The sequence below is a fragment of the Microbacterium oxydans genome, from assembly GCF_000956405.1.
GTDB classification, from domain to species: domain Bacteria; phylum Actinomycetota; class Actinomycetes; order Actinomycetales; family Microbacteriaceae; genus Microbacterium; species Microbacterium oxydans_C.
The window spans coordinates 75,377-91,445 of sequence record NZ_JYIV01000029.1; the positions used below are offsets into that span (position 1 = coordinate 75,377).

Genomic DNA, 16,069 nt, shown 5'->3' on the forward strand with positions numbered 1-16,069 from the left:
GTCATCCTGGCTGGTCCGCGACGTCATACACGTCGCGGACCAGCCATTTCTCGTCTATGCGGAGGAGGACGACGATGATCTCGTCCGAGGAAGCGTCGTCGGTCACCCCGGCATCGCTCGCAGGCGCCGCCGGCAGCCGCGTGACCGCTACGTCACCATAGGCATCGACCAACTCGGGCGTCGACGAGACCTGAGACCTCGCGCTGAGCCTGTCGACGACCCCCTCAGCGCCGCCGGTCACCGCAGTCGCGCACGCGGTGTCCCCCTGTGCGTCGCACTCCGCGATGAGCTGCAGGAGCGAGGTCAGTGCGGAGACAGGATCCTCATCTGCCGGCGACCCGGGAGCAGAGATCGCGCTCTCCGCGACGTCTGTCGCGCGCGCCGTCGGCGTGGGCGACACCTCCGGCACGCTTGGCGAAGGCCGTGTCTCGACGTTGCTCGACGCACCCTGGGCGCTGGTCCTCGACGACTCACCCGCGGGCAGGAGCATCCCTCCTGCGACGACGACCGCTGCGGCACCTCCCGCCATCGCGAGGGCACCGGGGCGGACCCTCGCACGAACCGCCGATCGCGCGACGCCACTGCTCGGCCGTGCTGCTCGGACATCGCGGTTCTGCGACCGGCGGTCGACTCGCGCACGCAGCTCGGCGATCGCTGTCTGCATCACCTCGACGGTCGCCCCGAACACACGGGGACGAGCTGCCTCGCGAGGGCGTACCCGGTCCGCGCGCAGACGCGGCCCCGGCTCGTGAGCGCCGGCATCGTGGAGGCCCACGACCCGAGCGACGCGGCGCACGGGCTCCGGTTCCTGGAAGTCTCGTCCGAGGGGCTGAGGGGCGGCGACATCGAGCATCGTCGCCTCCCAGGCTTCCGTGAGCTTGCGAGGTAGGCGCGGCTGAGCGAGCGTCTTCCTCAGGCCGTCTCCCACGGTCGACAAGGCACGACGAAGCACTTTGTCCGTACTCTGTTCGCCCAGCAGCTCGAGGGCCTCCATCACTGCCGCCCTGGCGTCGGCTCCCTCCCCGAGCACGATGACAGGGCGCCCGCCATCCGTGAGCCACCATGTCCCGGTGCGAACGCCATCGACGCCCTCGCCCAACTCGTCGAGACCGCGCAGAAGGCTCACGACGAGCGTGCTGGTCTCCCCTGGCGTGATGGTCGCTCCCGCGGCTGCCCGGCGCTCCAGGTAGCCGAGTACCCGATCGGTGCACCAGGGAACCAGAGCGTCGTGTCCGCCCCGACGACGGCTGACATCCACAGGCGCCGCGATGTGCTCCGCGCCCGCGTACCGCCATCCCGCCCATCCGCCGAGGCTCGCCGCATCCACCCGCACGAGCACCTCGTCACCGTGGGTCACGAGCGACCCCGAGAACGGCCCCTCTGTGGGATCGAGCGTCCTCACCACACGGTGCGCCCCGGGCACGAGTGGCGCGCCCCGACCCTCGTCGATAGCGATGTCTTCCATTCCCCCATCCCATCGCGGAGATCATGCCCGCGGTCGCGTGTGGCGGCCGTCGGGACGGATCTCGTTCGGAGCCGTGGAAGTGCAGGAGAAGTGGAACCCATCCGCTCCGCTCCGCGCGAACGCCGACATCACGGGGTCGTCAGACTCGGTAGGCTGGTCCTCATGGCAAAGCGTGCTCCTGAACCCGAAAAGCGTCCTGGGTTCTTCTCCCAGATCAAGTCCCTCTTCCGGTTCACACGTGAGGCATACTCCTGGCTGCCATGGGCGCAGGCCGCGATCCTCATCGGCGGTGTGCTGCTCGGGCTGGTCGCGGGTTACCTGATCCCTCCCTTCCAGGTGTGGACGCTCGTCCTGTGGGGCATCACGGGTCTGATGCTCGGCATCCTCGGCGCACTGTTCCTGATGACGCGGCTCTCGACTTCCGCCATGTACAGCAAGATCGACGGCATGCCCGGTGCGACGGGGCACGTGCTGAGCACCAGCTTGGGCCGCAGCTGGCAGGCATCGGAGACGCCCGTCGGCATCAACCCGAAGACGCAGGAAGCGGTCTACCGCACTATCGGACGCGGTGGCATCGTCATCGTCGGCGAAGGAGCTCGCGGACGGCTGACCCGCCTCGTCAACGAGGAGCGCAGCAAGGCCCAGCGCGTCGCACACGGCGTCCCGGTCACTGTGCTGTACGTCGGGCACGGTGACGACGAGGTGACCATCGCCGACCTCTCGAAGACGATCAAGAAGCTCCCGAAGGCGATCGACAAGGCCACGATGGCCGCGGTCATCCGCCGCGTCGACTCGGTGTCGCAGTCGCTTTCGTCGCTGCCGATCCCGAAGGGCATCGACCCGACGAAGGTGCGCTCTCAGCGTCCGCGCTGATCGTACGCACCGCACGAGCCCAGAGCGCGGCCGTCCTCCTGTGAGGACGGCCGCGCTCTTTCATTCGGAGAGCGGCTGCCGAGGCAGACGACGGACCTTCGCACGACGGCGTCGACGTTCCGGGACCATCGAGCGCATCTCGTCGAGCTTGCCGAAGCAGAACAGTCGATCATCGGCCTCGAGCACGACATGCTTGCGCGGGTTCGGGATCACGCTGACTCCCCGGTGCAGCGTGAGGACCGTGATGTCCCTCTCCCACAGCCCCGCTTCGCCCAGCGTCTTCCCCACCAGATCGACCGCTCCGTGCACCATGAGCTCGGCGACGCCATAGCCCGTGGAGACCGTGAGACGCTGTCGCACGTCGATCTCCGGGAAAGCGACCTGCCCGGCGATGTAGTCGATGATGGCACCGGCGACGTCGAGCTTCGTCGCCGTCTCGATGCCCTGGAGTCCGGGCGAGGAGTTGACCTCCATCACGAGCGGACCGTCTTCGCCCTCGAGCATGTCGACACCAGCGACCCGCAGGCCCATGATCTGCGCAGAGCGCACCGCCGCGCGCTCGTAGACAGGATCGAGTTCGACCGCCTCGACGGAACCTCCGCGATGCACGTTCGATCGGAACTCATCGCCGGCCGCCGAGCGTCGCATCGCGGCGACGACGCGGTCGCCGACGACCAGCGCTCTGATGTCACGCCCGCGGCTCTCCGCGATGAACTTCTGGATCAGCACGTTCTGCTTGGTCGAGTGCAGGGTCTCGATGATCGCCTCGGCGACCTTCACCTGCGGGGCCAGGATCACTCCGATCCCCTGTGTGCCCTCGAGAAGCTTGATGACGACCGGGGCTCCCCCGACCCGCTCGATCGCCGGTCGCACATCCGCGCGGTTGCGCACGAAGGCCGTCGGCGGCATCGCGATGTTGTGGCGCGAGAGGATCTGGTTCGCTCGCAGCTTGTCGCGCGCGCTCGAGATCCCGTTGGCGGTGTTCGGGGTGTAGACGTCCATCTGCTCGAACTGACGCACGACGGCCGTGCCGAAGTACGTGATCGAGTTGCCGATACGAGGAAGGATCGCGTCGTAGTCGCTGAGCTGTCGCCCCCGGTAATGCAGGTCGGGCTCGTCGGCCGTGAGGTCGATGGCGAAGCGCAGCGTGTTGAGCACCTTGACGTTGTGCCCTCGCTGGAGCGCGGCTGCACGCAGACGCTGGGTGGAGTACGCCTGCGGCGCGCGGGAGAGCACTGCGATCTTCACGGGGGGATTTTTCCTGCCAGGATGTATCAGGTGAGTAGGACTACCCCCCATTCAAACACCCTTACGGGGTGGCGAGAATGGGTGAGCCTGCCCGATCTCGGGGTGGACTGGCTGAAAGCCAAGATCGACACGGGCGCGCGCACCTCATCGCTGCACGCTTTCGACATCGTGGAGTTCGAGCAGGACGACGAACCCTGGGTCCGTTTCAAGGTGAAACCCTGGCAGGACAGCCAAGAGGACGCGGTCGTGGTCGAGTGCCCGATCCACGACCGTCGTGCCGTGCGGAGCTCGTCAGGGCATGCCCAGGAGCGGCTCGTGGTCGAGCTTCTGATCCGGCTCGTGGATCGCGAAGTGCTCGCGGAGGTCACGCTGAGCAACCGTGACGAGATGGGCTTCCGGATGCTCATCGGGCGTGAAGCCCTGCGCCGCGGCTACATCGTCGACCCCGCCCGTTCCTTCCTCGGTGGAAGAGCGCCGCGCGAAGCCCGTCGGCGCAACCGCGGTCGGGACTGACTCCGTCCGGGCGCCAGCGTCAGGTGCGGATCAGAACCGTGCCGACGGCCTTGTCGTGCAGGCCTCGCTGATCGGCATCCCAGATCACGGCGGGCACGACGACCACGAGCAGGAGAGTGCGGACGATCGGGCGCCACAGCCCGACCCAGCTCCCGTCGAGACGGGCGACACGCATGCCGAGGATGCGGTGCCCCGGGCTGCCGCCTGCGGTCGGGATGAAGACGATCTGCAGCACGGCGAACACCAGCATCGGGGCGAACTGGGTCAGACCCGCTTCCGTCGGCAGGGCGAACTGATTGAACCCGAGGAAACCGGTGGCGATGATCGTCGCCGCCGTGTAGTCGATCAGGAGCGCGCCGATCCGGCGGCCGGGACGGGCGATGCTCCCCGAACCGGATTCGGGGAGTCCGAGTCGTTCACCGGGGTACGCGTTCACTGCATCCGTCACTCCCCCAGCCTACCGAGCGTGAAATGACGTGCTGACGCCCTCACGCTCGTAACACGCTCGAAACAAAGCGGATACCGTAGAGAAATCCCCCGTCCGTACTCTGCAGAATGGCCGTGAAGCCATCGATCCGCATTACAGGAGTCGTACATGTTCAAAGATTCGTCCGAGGTACTGACCTACATCAAGGAGAACGACGTCAAGTTCCTTGACATCCGTTTCACCGACCTCCCGGGTGTACAGCAGCACTTCAACATTCCTGCATCGACGGTCGACGAGGCTTTCTTCACCGACGGTCAGCTGTTCGACGGCTCCTCGATCCGCGGCTTCGCGAGCATCCATGAGTCCGACATGCAGCTCATCCCCGACGTCACGACGGCGTACGTCGACCCGTTCCGCGAGGCGAGCACGCTCGTCATGCTCTTCGACATCTACAACCCGCGCACCGGCGAGATCTACTCGAAGGACCCGCGTCAGGTCGCCAAGAAGGCCGAGAAGTACCTGGCCTCGACCGGCATCGCCGACACCGCGTTCTTCGCTCCCGAGGCCGAGTTCTACATCTTCGACGACGTGCGCTACAACGTCACCTCCAACTCCAGCTTCTACAGCGTCGACTCCGAAGAGGGCGCCTGGAACACCGGTCGCGAGGAAGAGGGCGGCAACCTCGGGAACAAGACCCCCTACAAGGGCGGGTACTTCCCGGTCAGCCCTGTCGACAAGACGGCCGACCTCCGTGACGACATCACCCTCAAGCTGATCGAGGCAGGATTCATCCTCGAGCGCTCGCACCACGAGGTCGGCACGGGTGGACAGCAGGAGATCAACTACCGCTTCGACACCATGGTGCACGCGGCCGACGACATCCTGAAGTTCAAGTACATCGTCAAGAACACCGCCGAGGAGTGGGGCAAGGTCGCCACCTTCATGCCGAAGCCGCTGTACGGCGACAACGGCTCGGGCATGCACACCCACCAGTCGCTGTGGAACGACGGCAAGCCGCTGTTCTACGACGAGGCCGGCTACGGACAGCTCAGCGACATCGCGCGCTGGTACATCGGCGGCATCCTGGCCCACGCGCCCGCGCTGCTCGCCTTCACCAACCCGACGCTGAACAGCTACCACCGTCTGGTCAAGGGCTTCGAGGCACCGGTCAACCTGGTCTACTCGGCCGGCAACCGCTCCGCCGCGATCCGTATCCCGATCACGGGCTCGAACCCCAAGGCCAAGCGCATCGAGTTCCGCGCGCCGGACGCCTCGGGCAATCCCTACCTCGCCTTCGCCGCGCAGCTCATGGCGGGCCTCGACGGGATCAAGAACCGCATCGAGCCGCACGAGCCGGTCGACAAGGACCTGTACGAGCTTCCCCCCGAGGAGGCCAAGGACATCCCGCAGGTCCCGAACTCGCTGCTCGACTCGCTGGACGCCCTCGCGGCTGACCACCAGTTCCTCCTCGAGGGCGGCGTGTTCACCAAGGAGCTCATCGAGACCTGGATCTCCTACAAGTACGAGAACGAGATCCTGCCGATGGCCCAGCGCCCGCACCCGTTCGAGTACGAGCTGTACTTCGGGGTCTGATCGCCCTTCCAGACGACCAACGAACGCCCGCCAGGATCATCCTGGCGGGCGTTCGTCATGAGTCAGACGACATCACTCGGTGCGCACGATGGCCGGGGGCTCATAGGAGCCGTCCAGCACCTCCTCGCCGGGGATGTACATGCGGATGATCGGCCGGAACTCTCCGGACGGCGTGGGCAGCCAGTTCGCGCGCGCCACGGGGTCCTCGGGTGCGACGTGGCTCATCGTGATGGTGAGCGACCTGTCGTCGCCGTAGACGATCCCCGGCGTCCGATCCCCGAGCGAGTACCGGTCGATGGGGTTGTCCACCAGGAAGAACTCCGGCAAGGAGTACATCGTCACCGACCAGAAGGCGCCGACCGGCGGCGGTGGGGCGAGGCGGAGGGTGTAGTGCCGCTCCCCCGTGAGCTGTTCGCCGCGATCGTCGACGTACGTCATGATGTACGCGGCCTCGTATCCGTGGTTGCCCCATAGCCCCGCTTTGGCCGAACCCGCTCTCAGAGCGAGCCGCTGGAGTCCCTCAGGCGCCTTCCACTGCGGATCGTCGATGGTTCCCACCCCGAAGTAGTCGAGGTTGTAGTCGAAGATGTGCAGTGTCATCTGCCATCCGTTGACCACGGGGGCCGAGCCCGAGCGGAGGATCCCGTCGAGCGCGGACTCCCCTTCGGCGAACGCGTGCTCCAGACGCGCGACGGTCTCATCGCCGAGGCTGCCCACCGGCACGTCGCCGGTGATCCCGAGCTCGGTGAAGGTGGCCTCCAGCGCCCGGTCTCGGGGCGCAGCGGGGAACGCACGCGACCAGACGCGGAACTGCTCCCAGAAGTCCAGGGCCGGCGTTCCCTGCGACGCGACTTCGGGGAGGCCCCGGCCCACCGGGCCGTTCAACGACATCGCGTCCTGCAGCGCGTGCACCGCCGGCAGGTCCGCTTCGCCGTCGACCGCCCAGCGACCGACCATGGAGACGACATCGGTGGGTGCATCGATCACGATGTCGGCGGCGTCGGTCGACACCCCGCCCCGCGTGGACGGTCCACGCAGGAGCACGTCCTTGGCTCCCGTGCCGGTGGCTCGCGTGCCCACATACGCGAAATTGTCCGTCCAGGCGTCCACGAACTGCATCACGTGATAGCGCGCGCCCGCATCGGGCAGGTGGAGGTGCACGGGACCGGCGCTCAGATCGATCTGAGCGAAGGAGTACACCGTGTCGTTGTTGATCGAGACGAAGTCATCGTCCGCTCCTGCCAGCGTGCGGGCATGGACGATGGCGTTGAGGGGTGCGGCCGGCATGGAGCCGATGCCGTCCTCCACCGAACGGCGGACCTGTCCGAGGTTGAAGACCAGGGGGAAGGCGTAGAGGTAGGCGGTGACGGAGAGAGAATCATGCTGAGGAGCTGGTTCGGTCATGGCTCATCTTCTCGTCGAAGGACGGCGTGCGCCAGTGTCGTTCTCGGCTTGACCGGGCGGACCTGCGAGTGATCAACTGGTGAGTCTGAGCATCGACCGGGGGAACCATGCGCCGCAGAAGAATCATCGCGAACAGCGACGTCAGGACGCCTGTCGCCGCCGCGCCGTCTCAGCCCTCGAATGCGGTCGTCGCGTATGCGCGTACCAACCCGTTCATGTTCGGCCTGCTGGGGGCGCTCGGTGTGCTGGTGGCATTGGCCATCGGCGGGATCATCGGCCAGCTCGCCACGGTCTTCGTCTACATCGGAGTCGCCGTCTTCCTCGCGCTCGGCCTCGACCCGATCGTGTCCTTCATCGAGAAGAAGCTCCCGCGCCCCGCCGCTGTCGCCATCGTCGTCGCCGCCGTGCTCCTCGCCTTCGCCGGCATCATCCTGGCCATCGTGCCGCTCCTCGTGGAACAGGTCGGCAACCTGATCAAGGATGGGCCGCAGATGGTCGAGGACTTCATGGCCAGCGCCTGGTACAAGGACGTCAGCAGCCAGTTCGGCACCATCGACGACGCCGTTCAGGGCGTCCTGGGATTCTTCAAGGACCCCAACAACTTCTTCGACATCGGCGGCGGCGTCTTCGCGGTCGGCGCGGGCATCGCCGGCGGCTTCACCGGTGTCACCATCGTGCTGATCCTGACGCTCTACTTCATGGCGTCGCTGCGCAGCATGAAGCACCTCGCTGCACGCTTCGTCCCCGCCTACCAGCGCGACACCTTCAGCGGTCTGCTCGAAGACGTGTCGGGTGCGGTCGGCCGCTACGTGATGGGGCAGGCCAGCCTCGCGCTGATCAACGGCATCCTGAGCCTGATCTTCCTGACCATCATCGGCGCCCCCGTTCCTGCGTTGCTCGCACTGATCGCCTTCATCGGATCGATGATCCCGCTGGTGGGAACGCTGACGGCGTCGATCATCAACTCGCTGATCTGCCTGTTCGTCTCCCCCGTCACGGCGCTCATCGCGATCATCTACTACCTGATCTACATGCAGATCGAGGCGTACATCCTCTCCCCGCGGATCATGAGCAAGGCCGTCGCCGTGCCGGGGGCGCTGGTCGTCATCGCGGCCGTCGCTGGCGGTGCCCTCGGCGGCATCCTGGGTGCACTGGTGGCGATTCCGGTCGCCGCGAGCATCATCATCATCGTGCAGAAGGTGACTTTCCCGGCGCAGGACCGGAAGATCGTCCCCCCGGCCTCGGCGCGCTGATCACGGCTCCCGTCGGGCCGCCCTCAGCGGACGAGGAGAGCGCCGGCGTCGACTCGGACGTCGAATGCCGACACCTCGCCCATCTCCTCGCCATCGATCTCGAACACGAGTGGTGTCTTGAGTTCGACGGAGATGGTCTCGACCGGGAGGTGGCGTGCCGAGTCGGTGCTGACGGCCTCATCCGTCGCACCGAACAGGCGACGGATGCCGTTGTCCCACACGAACGAGCGCAGGGTGTCGAGCCACTGCAGCGCACCGTCGGCACTGATCATCAGGACGTCGAGCTTGCCATCGTCCAACACCGCGTCGGGAAGCAGACGGATACCGCCCTGCACCATCCCGCAGTTGCCGATCAACATGGTGTGGCCGCGCACCGCGACGGCCTTCTCCCCATCGATCGTGAGGGTGATGTCGGTCATCTCGGTACCGGCGAGGGCACGACCCATCGCCTCGACGTAGGCAAGCCAGCCCGCCTTGGACTTGAGGTCGTCGTCGGTCTCCACCAGCATCTGCGCGTCGACTCCGAAGCCGACCATCACCGCGAACGCGTGCTCGGTGCCGTCGTACGACACCCAGCCGAGGTCGATTCGACGGGGCTCGCCGTCGCGGACCCGCTCCAGCGCCGCCTTGACGTTGTTCAGGGGAACCTCGAGGTTCCGTGCGAGGAGGTTGCCCGTGCCCTGGGGCACGATCCCGAGCATCGTCTCAGAGCCCGCGAGCGACTCGGCGACCGCACGAACCGTGCCGTCTCCCCCGACGGCGACCACGATGTCGCGGCCGTCCTCACGCGCCTCGCGAGCCATGCCGCGACCCGGGTCCTCGGGGGTCGTCTCCCACCAGCGGATGTCGTACCCCTCGTCGAACACATCGCTCACCGCGGCTTGCAGAATCTCCTGTTCGACCTTCGAGGGGTTCCAGACGATGCCGATTCGCGCGTTGGTCATATCGTCAGCTTGGGACACGACACGCGATACCGCAAACCGACGCTCTGGAGTCACCCGTAGAAGAGCTGCTCGAAGGTCTTCCTGGCACGCCGAGTCACCCCGAGGTAGTCCTCTTCGAGCTCGGTGGCCGCACGGTCGGGATAGCCGAGAAGACGGCCGATCGCGTCGAGCTGCCGGCGATCCGCAGGGAGCACATCGCTGGTCTGCCCGGTCAGCAGGGTGATCGCAGACCTCAGACGGCTCGACAGCAGCCACGCCTCGCGAAGACGTGCGGCGTCCTCCTCTGTGACCAGGTCCGCCGCGACGGCGGCGTCGAGCGCACCGAGAGTCGACGTCGTGCGCAGCCCCGGAACATCGTGCGCATGCTGCAGCTGCAGGAGCTGGACGAGCCACTCCACGTCGCTCAGAGAGCCCGGACCGAGCTTGAGATGGCGGCGGGGATCAGCCCCCTGCGGCAGCCGCTCCCCCTCGACCCTCGCCTTGATGCGCTTGATCTCGCGGGTGCCCTGGAGGTCGATCGACTCCGGGTAGCGGATCGTGTCGGCCAGCGCCGTGAACCGGGCGATCAGTTTGGCGCTCCCGGCAACGCCACGTGCCCGGAGCAGCGCCTGCGCCTCCCACGACAGCGACCAGCGTCGGTAGTACTCCGCATAGGCCTCGAAGGAGCGGACGATCGGCCCGTTGCGCCCTTCCGGCCGCAGATCGGCATCGAGGTCGAGCGGCAGTCGATGATCCGTCAGATGCTCGCGCAGCCCGGCGACGATCTGTGTCGCGAGCTTCTGCGCCCGCTGCGGGTCGACACCGTTCGCGTCGTAGACGTACAGGATGTCGGCGTCGGATCCGAAACCCAGCTCGGCGCCTCCGAAGCGGCCCATCGCGATGACGGCGAAGTCGAGCGCCTCGTCTTCGACAGGGACGACCTCGCGCATCACCGCTCGCAGAGCCGCCTGGATCGTCGCCTCGGTGATCTCCGTGAGGGCGGTGGCGACCTCTTCGATCGTGAGGACATCGAGCACGGCTCCCATGGCGGTGCGCAGGAGCTCTCTCCTCCTCAGCGCCCTGACGGCCCGCAGGGCGTCGCCGATCGTCTCATGCCGCGTCTGAATCGCCCTGGCTTCCTCGTCGAGGGCTGCGGCCCCGCGTGGGCGCAGTCGCCCTGCGCTGTCCAACCAGGCCACGGATTCGGGGATCCACTCCAGAAGCTCCCCGATGTACCGCGAGGATGAGAGGAGGCGAGTGAGACTCTCCGCTGCCCCCGACGAGTCGCGCAGCATCCTGAGGAACCATGGGGTGTCGCCGAGACGCTCGCTGATGCGGCGGAAGGCGAGGAGCGCGTAGTCCGGATCACTGCCGTCGGCGAACCACCTCACCATGATGGGCATCAGGTGTCGCTGGATCGTCGCCTTGCGGCTGAGCCCGTTCGTGAGCGCGCCGATGTGGCGGAGCGCGCCCGCCGGATCGCGGAACCCGATAGCGGCCAGACGGTCGTGCGCCTGGGCAGCCGAGAGGGTGCGCTCCTCCTCCGGCAGACCGGCCACAGCGCTCAGAAGCGGGCGGTAGAAGAGGCGCGTATGGATCTCGCGGACCTCGCGCCGCACACTCTCCCAGCGCGCCCACACACCATCGCCGCTCTCCGCGAGACGGGTGCCCCTCGCCAGGATCCTCAGGCCGGCCGGAGTCCGCGGCATCAGGTGCGTGCGGCTGAGCTCACGCAGCTGGAGTCGATGCTCCATCAGCCGCAGCAGGCGGTAGTCCTCGGCGAAAGCGGCCGCATCCACGCGCCCGATGTAGCCGCCCTCGACCAGTGCGTCGAGGCTCTCGAGAGTCCCTCGGGTACGCAGCGACTCGTCGGTGAGGCCATGGACGAGCTGCAGCAGCTGCACGGTGAACTCGATGTCCCGAAGACCGCCGGCGCCGAGCTTCAGCTGATACGGGGCGTCGTCAGGATCGATGTGCTCCATCACCCGCTCGCGCATGCGCTGCACGCTCTCGACGAAGTCCTGCCGTGCGGCACTGGACCAGATCTTCGGCTGCACAGCGGCGATGTACTCTGCCCCGAGCTCCGCGTCTCCGGCGAGGGGACGCGCCTTGAGCAGAGCCTGGAACTCCCAGCTCTTGGCCCAGCGGTCGTAGTACGCGAGATGGGAGGCGAGCGAACGGACGAGGGCGCCCTGCTTGCCTTCGGGACGCAGGGCCGCGTCGACCTCCCAGAGCGGCGGCTCCACTTCGATCGCGTCGAGGTTCCGCATCGTCTCGCGCGCAAGCCTGGTCGCGATGTCGATCGCACGTGCCTCGGCGACGACCTCCTCGTCGCTGCTGCCGCCCACGAAGATCACGTCGACATCGCTGACGTAGTTCAACTCGCGAGCGCCGGCTTTGCCCATGCCGATGATGGCGAGACGAGTCGCCGCCACCTCATCCCGACCCATCGATTCCTGCACACGGGTCCTCGCCACCGCGAGCGACGCCTCCAGAGCAGCACCCGCGAGGTCCGCCAGCGCTGCCGACACGGACCCGACCGCCATCTGCGGTGCGGTGCGCGAAAGGTCGAAGGCGGCGATCGCAGCGAGATTCCGGCGGTAGGCGACTCTGAGCGCGACGACCGTCTCGTCCCCGCCGGACTGGGCGAAGCCATCGTGGGCGCCGACCGAGGCCAGCAGCCGCTCCTGGAATTCCTCCGGCGACGGCAAGCCGTCCAGCGGAGTTTCCAGGACGTCCAGCTGGTCCGGGTGGCGGAGGAAGAACTCGGCGAGCCCCTCGGAGGCCCCGAAGACCCGCCAGACACCGCGTCGCGTCTCCTCGTCGATCAGGAGCCCTCGCAACGACGCCTCATCCCGACGCGCCACCCGAAGCAACCCGCGGACGGCGGCATCGGGGTCCGCGGCGTCCGCGGCCTCGAGCAGCACCGTTCGCGGCTGGTCGAGGATCTCCGCCAGCTCGGCAAGAGATGCCGCGGCCTCGCTCAGCTCGGAGAAGCCGAGCCTGGCCAGCGCGGAGAGGGAGACCGAATCGTCAGGACGCGCCATCTGCGCTGATCAGAGCAGCTCGAGGTTGCTCTTCAGCTCGAACGGGGTGACCTGACCGCGGTAGGCCTCCCATTCCTTGCGCTTGTTGAGCAGCACGTAGTTGAACACCTGCTCGCCCAGCGTCTCCGCCACGAGCTCGGACGCCTCCATGTACTCGAGAGCGTGGTCGAGGCTCGCCGGCAGCGCCGCGTAGCCCAGGGCACGCCGCTCCGCATCGCTCAGGGACCACACGTTGTTCTCGGCCTCAGGCGGAAGGTCGTACCCCTCCTCGATGCCCTTGAGTCCAGCCGCGAGCAGGAGCGCGTATGCGAGATACGGGTTCGACGCCGAGTCGATGCCCCGGTACTCCACCCGAGAGGACTGGCTCTTGTTCGGCTTGTACATCGGCACGCGGACGAGCGCGGAGCGGTTCGCGTGACCCCAGGTGACGAAGCTCGGCGCCTCGTCGCCGCCCCAGAGCCGCTTGTACGAGTTGACGAACTGGTTCGTGACCGCGGAGATCTCGTTCGCGTGACGGAGGAGGCCCGCGATGAAGTGCCGCCCCGTCTTCGACAGCTGGTACTTGGCGCCCTCCTCGTAGAAGGCGTTCTGGTCGCCCTCGAACAGCGACATGTGAGTGTGCATACCGCTGCCGGGCTGGTCGCTGAGCGGTTTCGGCATGAACGTCGCATAGACGCCCTGCTCGATCGCCACCTCCTTGATAACCGTGCGGAAGGTCATGATGTTGTCAGCCGTGGTGAGGGCGTCCGCATATCGGAGATCGATCTCGTTCTGACCGGGCCCGCCTTCGTGGTGGCTGAACTCGACCGAGATGCCGAGGTCTTCCAACATCCGGACCGAACGACGGCGGAAGTCGTGCGCGGTGCCGCCAGGCACGTTGTCGAAGTAGCCCGCCGAGTCGACGGGCACGGGGCCCTCTGGTCCGAACGACGAGGACTTGAGCAGGTAGAACTCGATCTCGGGGTGCGTGTAGAACGTGAACCCTGCGTCCGCGGCCTTCGCGAGCGTGCGCTTGAGCACATGACGAGGATCGGCGACGGCGGGCTGGCCGTCCGGGGTCGTCAGGTCGCAGAACATGCGCGCGGTCGGGTCGATCTCCCCGCGCCAGGGCAGCGTCTGGAACGTCGTCGGGTCGGGCTGGGCCAGCAGGTCGGACTCGTAGGTGCGCGTCAGCCCCTCGATCGCCGAGCCGTCGAACCCGATCCCCTCCGCGAAAGCACCCTCGACCTCGGCCGGCGCGATAGCCACCGACTTGAGAGTGCCGATCACGTCCGTGAACCACAGTCGCACGAACTTGACGCCGCGCTCCTCGATGGTCCGCAGGACGAAGTCCCTCTGCTTGTCCATGGCTACTCTGCGCCCTGGCCCTTTGCGTCGCCCTTGGCGTCCCACCCCTGCTCGACGGCCTCTTCCTCGGCCCAGGCGCGCGAACGCTCCTTGACGACCTCGGGCGCGCGACGAGCCTCGGCCTCGGTGTCGAACGGACCGACGCGGTCGATGGAGGGCGAGATCATCCCGAACTCGACCTCGCCGGTCGTGGAGTTGTACCAGTACTTGTGGTCACCGTCAGACATGTCTGCCCCTTCTTCACGTGATGTCATCGATCCTACTGGCGTGCACCGCGGTCGCTAAGCTATCGCCCATGGCAAAAGCGATCGGCGTCGACATCGGCGGCACGGGTATCAAAGCAGGAATCGTCGACCTCGAGCACGGAATCATGGCGTCCGACCGGGTGCGGGTGCCCACTCCCGAAGGCGCATCGCCTCAGGACGTGCTGACCGCGGTGCAGACCGTGCTGAAGACCCTCGACGTGCACGACTCGACCCTCCCGCTCGGCGTCGCATTCCCGGCGATCGTCAAGCGCGGCATGACCCTCTCCGCCGCCAACGTCTCGAAGGAGTGGATCGACTTCGACGCCGAGCGGTTCTTCCGCGACGGCCTCGGCCGCAACATCGTGTTCGTGAACGACGCCGATGCCGCGGGTGTCGCCGAGGCCCGCCACGGTGCGGCCAGGGACGTGCGCGGCTTCACCCTGCTCACGACGCTCGGCACCGGCATCGGATCCGCATTCCTCTACGACGGCGTGCTCCTTCCGAACACCGAGCTCGGTCACCTCAACTTCGGCGAGTACGAGTCGGTCGAGACCTACGCCGCGACCTCGGCACGTGAGCGCGAGAACCTCACCTGGGCGGAGTGGGCGGAGCGTCTGCAGGCGTTCTACTCCCACATCGAGTTCCTGTTCAGCCCCGACCTGTTCGTGGTCGGCGGCGGCGTGTCGAAGAACGCGGGAGACTTCCTCCCGCTCCTCGACCTCAAGACCCCGATCGTCCCGGCGATCCACCGCAACAACTCCGGGATCATCGGCGCCGCGTCTCTCGCCGGCGACTGACCCTTCGACAGGCTCAAGGACCCAGGTCCGCACGAAGGCCCCGACGACTCTGCAGTCGTCGGGGCCTTCGTTCGTGTGAGGCGAACGGGCGGAGAGGAAGCCGCTGCATCGTAGCCAGCGCGAACGAACGCGACTGGCACGCGTGCGTCCGCATTGCTATCGTCGCTCTGATGGCGGACCTCGACGGTCGCGGTGCGACTCCTGAAGAGCGGATGAACACGTTCCTCCTGTACCCGGAATGGTTCGGCGGGGACCGGGTACCTGAGCGGTTCGTGGTCTCGACCGGACTGCGAAAACGACTCCGGGAGTGGAATCGGATCTGGGAGACCGTGCTCGATCCGATTAATGACGTGCGATGGCCGGATCCGCAGATCGGGCATGAGTGGATCTCTGAGGGCGAGCAGCTCGTCACAGACCTGCAGGCAGAACTCGGGCCGGAGTTGTCCGTCGTCGGCGATTTCGACCGGTACGCCCCACCGAGATCCGAGTAAGGCATTCCGGGCCGGTCGTCCGGACGAAACCTGTTCAGGTGGGTTTATGCGAATGGGCCGACCTGTACGCCGGGTTCTGTTCCGGGGTTCTTCGCCCCTTCGACGGCCATCTCTCTCGGCGACACGTTGCCGTGGCACTCTAGCGGTCTACCCGAGGACTCGGCGAGCCGCGTCATCATCCTCTGTCTGACCTTGCTCCGGACGAGGTTTACCTGGCGGGCCATGTCACCATGGCCCCCGGTGGTCTCTTACACCACCCTTTCACCCTTACCCCTTGCGGGGCGGTCTGCTCTCTGTGGCACTTTCTCGCGGATTGCTCCGGGTGGGCGTTACCCACCGTCCTGCCCTGAGGAGCCCGGACGTTCCTCGGTACGGTTGCCCGTAACGCGGCCGTCCAGTCGACCCATTCGCCTCTCCAGTCTACGTTCTCCGGAGCACACGAC

Annotated in this window: 14 protein-coding genes and 1 other RNA gene; 6 read left to right on the top strand and 9 right to left on the bottom strand. The window is 66.9% G+C overall.

Translation table 11 applies throughout. The features are described from left to right. Nucleotide 1: 1 nt before the first annotated feature. Nucleotides 2-1,465: a hypothetical protein gene (locus RN51_RS14800; RefSeq protein ID WP_045264813.1), complete on the bottom strand. Its 1,464-nt coding sequence runs from the start codon at nucleotides 1,463-1,465 to the stop codon at nucleotides 2-4. A 162-nt stretch (nucleotides 1,466-1,627) separates the two neighbouring features. Here RN51_RS14800 and RN51_RS14805 point away from each other — a divergent pair, with 162 nt between their 5' ends. After that, entirely contained in the window at nucleotides 1,628-2,338 is a 711-nt protein-coding gene (locus RN51_RS14805; protein WP_045264925.1) for a DUF4191 domain-containing protein, read from the top strand. A 60-nt stretch (nucleotides 2,339-2,398) separates the two neighbouring features. On the opposite strand, the gene RN51_RS14810 is transcribed toward RN51_RS14805, so the two are convergent. Then, nucleotides 2,399-3,586, bottom strand: a complete 1,188-nt coding sequence (locus RN51_RS14810; protein WP_045264814.1) for a RimK family alpha-L-glutamate ligase — start codon at nucleotides 3,584-3,586, stop codon at nucleotides 2,399-2,401. 21 nt (nucleotides 3,587-3,607) lie between these two features. Between RN51_RS14810 and RN51_RS14815 the strand changes: the two genes are divergently transcribed. Further along, nucleotides 3,608-4,099, top strand: a complete 492-nt coding sequence (locus RN51_RS14815; RefSeq protein ID WP_171010949.1) for an ATP-dependent zinc protease — start codon at nucleotides 3,608-3,610, stop codon at nucleotides 4,097-4,099. A 19-nt stretch (nucleotides 4,100-4,118) separates the two neighbouring features. On the opposite strand, the gene RN51_RS14820 is transcribed toward RN51_RS14815, so the two are convergent. Then, nucleotides 4,119-4,547: an RDD family protein gene (locus RN51_RS14820; protein WP_045264816.1), complete on the bottom strand. Its 429-nt coding sequence runs from the start codon at nucleotides 4,545-4,547 to the stop codon at nucleotides 4,119-4,121. A 147-nt stretch (nucleotides 4,548-4,694) separates the two neighbouring features. Between RN51_RS14820 and glnA (RN51_RS14825) the strand changes: the two genes are divergently transcribed. Further along, nucleotides 4,695-6,119: a type I glutamate--ammonia ligase gene (gene glnA / locus RN51_RS14825; protein WP_045264817.1), complete on the top strand. Its 1,425-nt coding sequence runs from the start codon at nucleotides 4,695-4,697 to the stop codon at nucleotides 6,117-6,119. A gap of 72 nt (nucleotides 6,120-6,191) precedes the next feature. Here the strand turns inward: glnA (RN51_RS14825) and RN51_RS14830 are convergent, their stop codons facing one another. Beyond that, entirely contained in the window at nucleotides 6,192-7,523 is a 1,332-nt protein-coding gene (locus tag RN51_RS14830; RefSeq protein ID WP_045264818.1) for a DUF1254 domain-containing protein, read from the bottom strand. 107 nt (nucleotides 7,524-7,630) lie between these two features. Here RN51_RS14830 and RN51_RS14835 point away from each other — a divergent pair, with 107 nt between their 5' ends. Continuing rightward, on the top strand, nucleotides 7,631-8,776 hold the full coding sequence (locus RN51_RS14835) for an AI-2E family transporter (protein ID WP_045264819.1): 1,146 nt from the start codon (nucleotides 7,631-7,633) through the stop codon (nucleotides 8,774-8,776). Nucleotides 8,777-8,799: 23 nt separating this feature from the next. Here RN51_RS14835 and RN51_RS14840 read toward each other — a convergent pair whose 3' ends face one another. The 4 genes from RN51_RS14840 to RN51_RS14855 are packed head-to-tail and all read right to left on the bottom strand — an operon-like array spanning nucleotide 8,800 to nucleotide 14,320. Beyond that, nucleotides 8,800-9,720 carry a diacylglycerol/lipid kinase family protein gene (locus RN51_RS14840; RefSeq protein WP_045264820.1) on the bottom strand — a complete coding sequence of 307 codons (921 nt, stop codon included), beginning with the start codon at nucleotides 9,718-9,720 and terminating at the stop codon, nucleotides 8,800-8,802. Nucleotides 9,721-9,770: 50 nt separating this feature from the next. Then, nucleotides 9,771-12,746 (bottom strand): bifunctional [glutamine synthetase] adenylyltransferase/[glutamine synthetase]-adenylyl-L-tyrosine phosphorylase, encoded by a 2,976-nt coding sequence (locus tag RN51_RS14845; RefSeq protein WP_045264821.1) that lies wholly within the window; start codon nucleotides 12,744-12,746, stop codon nucleotides 9,771-9,773. Nucleotides 12,747-12,755: 9 nt separating this feature from the next. After that, nucleotides 12,756-14,093 carry a type I glutamate--ammonia ligase gene (glnA, locus tag RN51_RS14850; protein WP_045264822.1) on the bottom strand — a complete coding sequence of 446 codons (1,338 nt, stop codon included), beginning with the start codon at nucleotides 14,091-14,093 and terminating at the stop codon, nucleotides 12,756-12,758. Between the two features lie 2 nt (nucleotides 14,094-14,095). Further along, on the bottom strand, nucleotides 14,096-14,320 hold the full coding sequence (locus RN51_RS14855; RefSeq protein WP_045264823.1) for a hypothetical protein: 225 nt from the start codon (nucleotides 14,318-14,320) through the stop codon (nucleotides 14,096-14,098). A gap of 68 nt (nucleotides 14,321-14,388) precedes the next feature. Here RN51_RS14855 and ppgK point away from each other — a divergent pair, with 68 nt between their 5' ends. Both ppgK and RN51_RS14865 read left to right on the top strand, forming a co-directional pair. Further along, a complete protein-coding gene (gene ppgK / locus RN51_RS14860; RefSeq protein ID WP_045264824.1) occupies nucleotides 14,389-15,135 on the top strand; it encodes a polyphosphate--glucose phosphotransferase in 747 nt (248 codons plus the stop codon). Nucleotides 15,136-15,305: 170 nt separating this feature from the next. Beyond that, entirely contained in the window at nucleotides 15,306-15,626 is a 321-nt protein-coding gene (locus tag RN51_RS14865; protein WP_045264825.1) for a hypothetical protein, read from the top strand. Between the two features lie 49 nt (nucleotides 15,627-15,675). Here the strand turns inward: RN51_RS14865 and rnpB are convergent. Beyond that, nucleotides 15,676-16,032, bottom strand: an RNA gene (rnpB, locus tag RN51_RS18065) — RNase P RNA component class A. Nucleotides 16,033-16,069: the final 37 nt, after the last annotated feature.

Bases quoted from the DNA above. Each gene is read 5' to 3' on its own strand.
- RN51_RS14835 (WP_045264819.1), top strand. From the start codon at position 7,631: ATGCGCCGCAGAAGAATCATCGCGAACAGCGACGTCAGGACGCCTGTC.
- RN51_RS14800 (WP_045264813.1), bottom strand. From the start codon at position 1,465: ATGGAAGACATCGCTATCGACGAGGGTCGGGGCGCGCCACTCGTGCCC.
- RN51_RS14855 (WP_045264823.1), bottom strand. From the start codon at position 14,320: ATGTCTGACGGTGACCACAAGTACTGGTACAACTCCACGACCGGCGAG.
- RN51_RS14815 (WP_171010949.1), top strand. From the start codon at position 3,608: ATGTATCAGGTGAGTAGGACTACCCCCCATTCAAACACCCTTACGGGG.
- RN51_RS14840 (WP_045264820.1), bottom strand. From the start codon at position 9,720: ATGACCAACGCGCGAATCGGCATCGTCTGGAACCCCTCGAAGGTCGAA.
- RN51_RS14845 (WP_045264821.1), bottom strand. From the start codon at position 12,746: ATGGCGCGTCCTGACGATTCGGTCTCCCTCTCCGCGCTGGCCAGGCTC.
- glnA (WP_045264822.1), bottom strand. From the start codon at position 14,093: ATGGACAAGCAGAGGGACTTCGTCCTGCGGACCATCGAGGAGCGCGGC.
- ppgK (WP_045264824.1), top strand. From the start codon at position 14,389: ATGGCAAAAGCGATCGGCGTCGACATCGGCGGCACGGGTATCAAAGCA.
- glnA (WP_045264817.1), top strand. From the start codon at position 4,695: ATGTTCAAAGATTCGTCCGAGGTACTGACCTACATCAAGGAGAACGAC.
- RN51_RS14805 (WP_045264925.1), top strand. From the start codon at position 1,628: ATGGCAAAGCGTGCTCCTGAACCCGAAAAGCGTCCTGGGTTCTTCTCC.
- RN51_RS14830 (WP_045264818.1), bottom strand. From the start codon at position 7,523: ATGACCGAACCAGCTCCTCAGCATGATTCTCTCTCCGTCACCGCCTAC.
- RN51_RS14865 (WP_045264825.1), top strand. From the start codon at position 15,306: ATGGCGGACCTCGACGGTCGCGGTGCGACTCCTGAAGAGCGGATGAAC.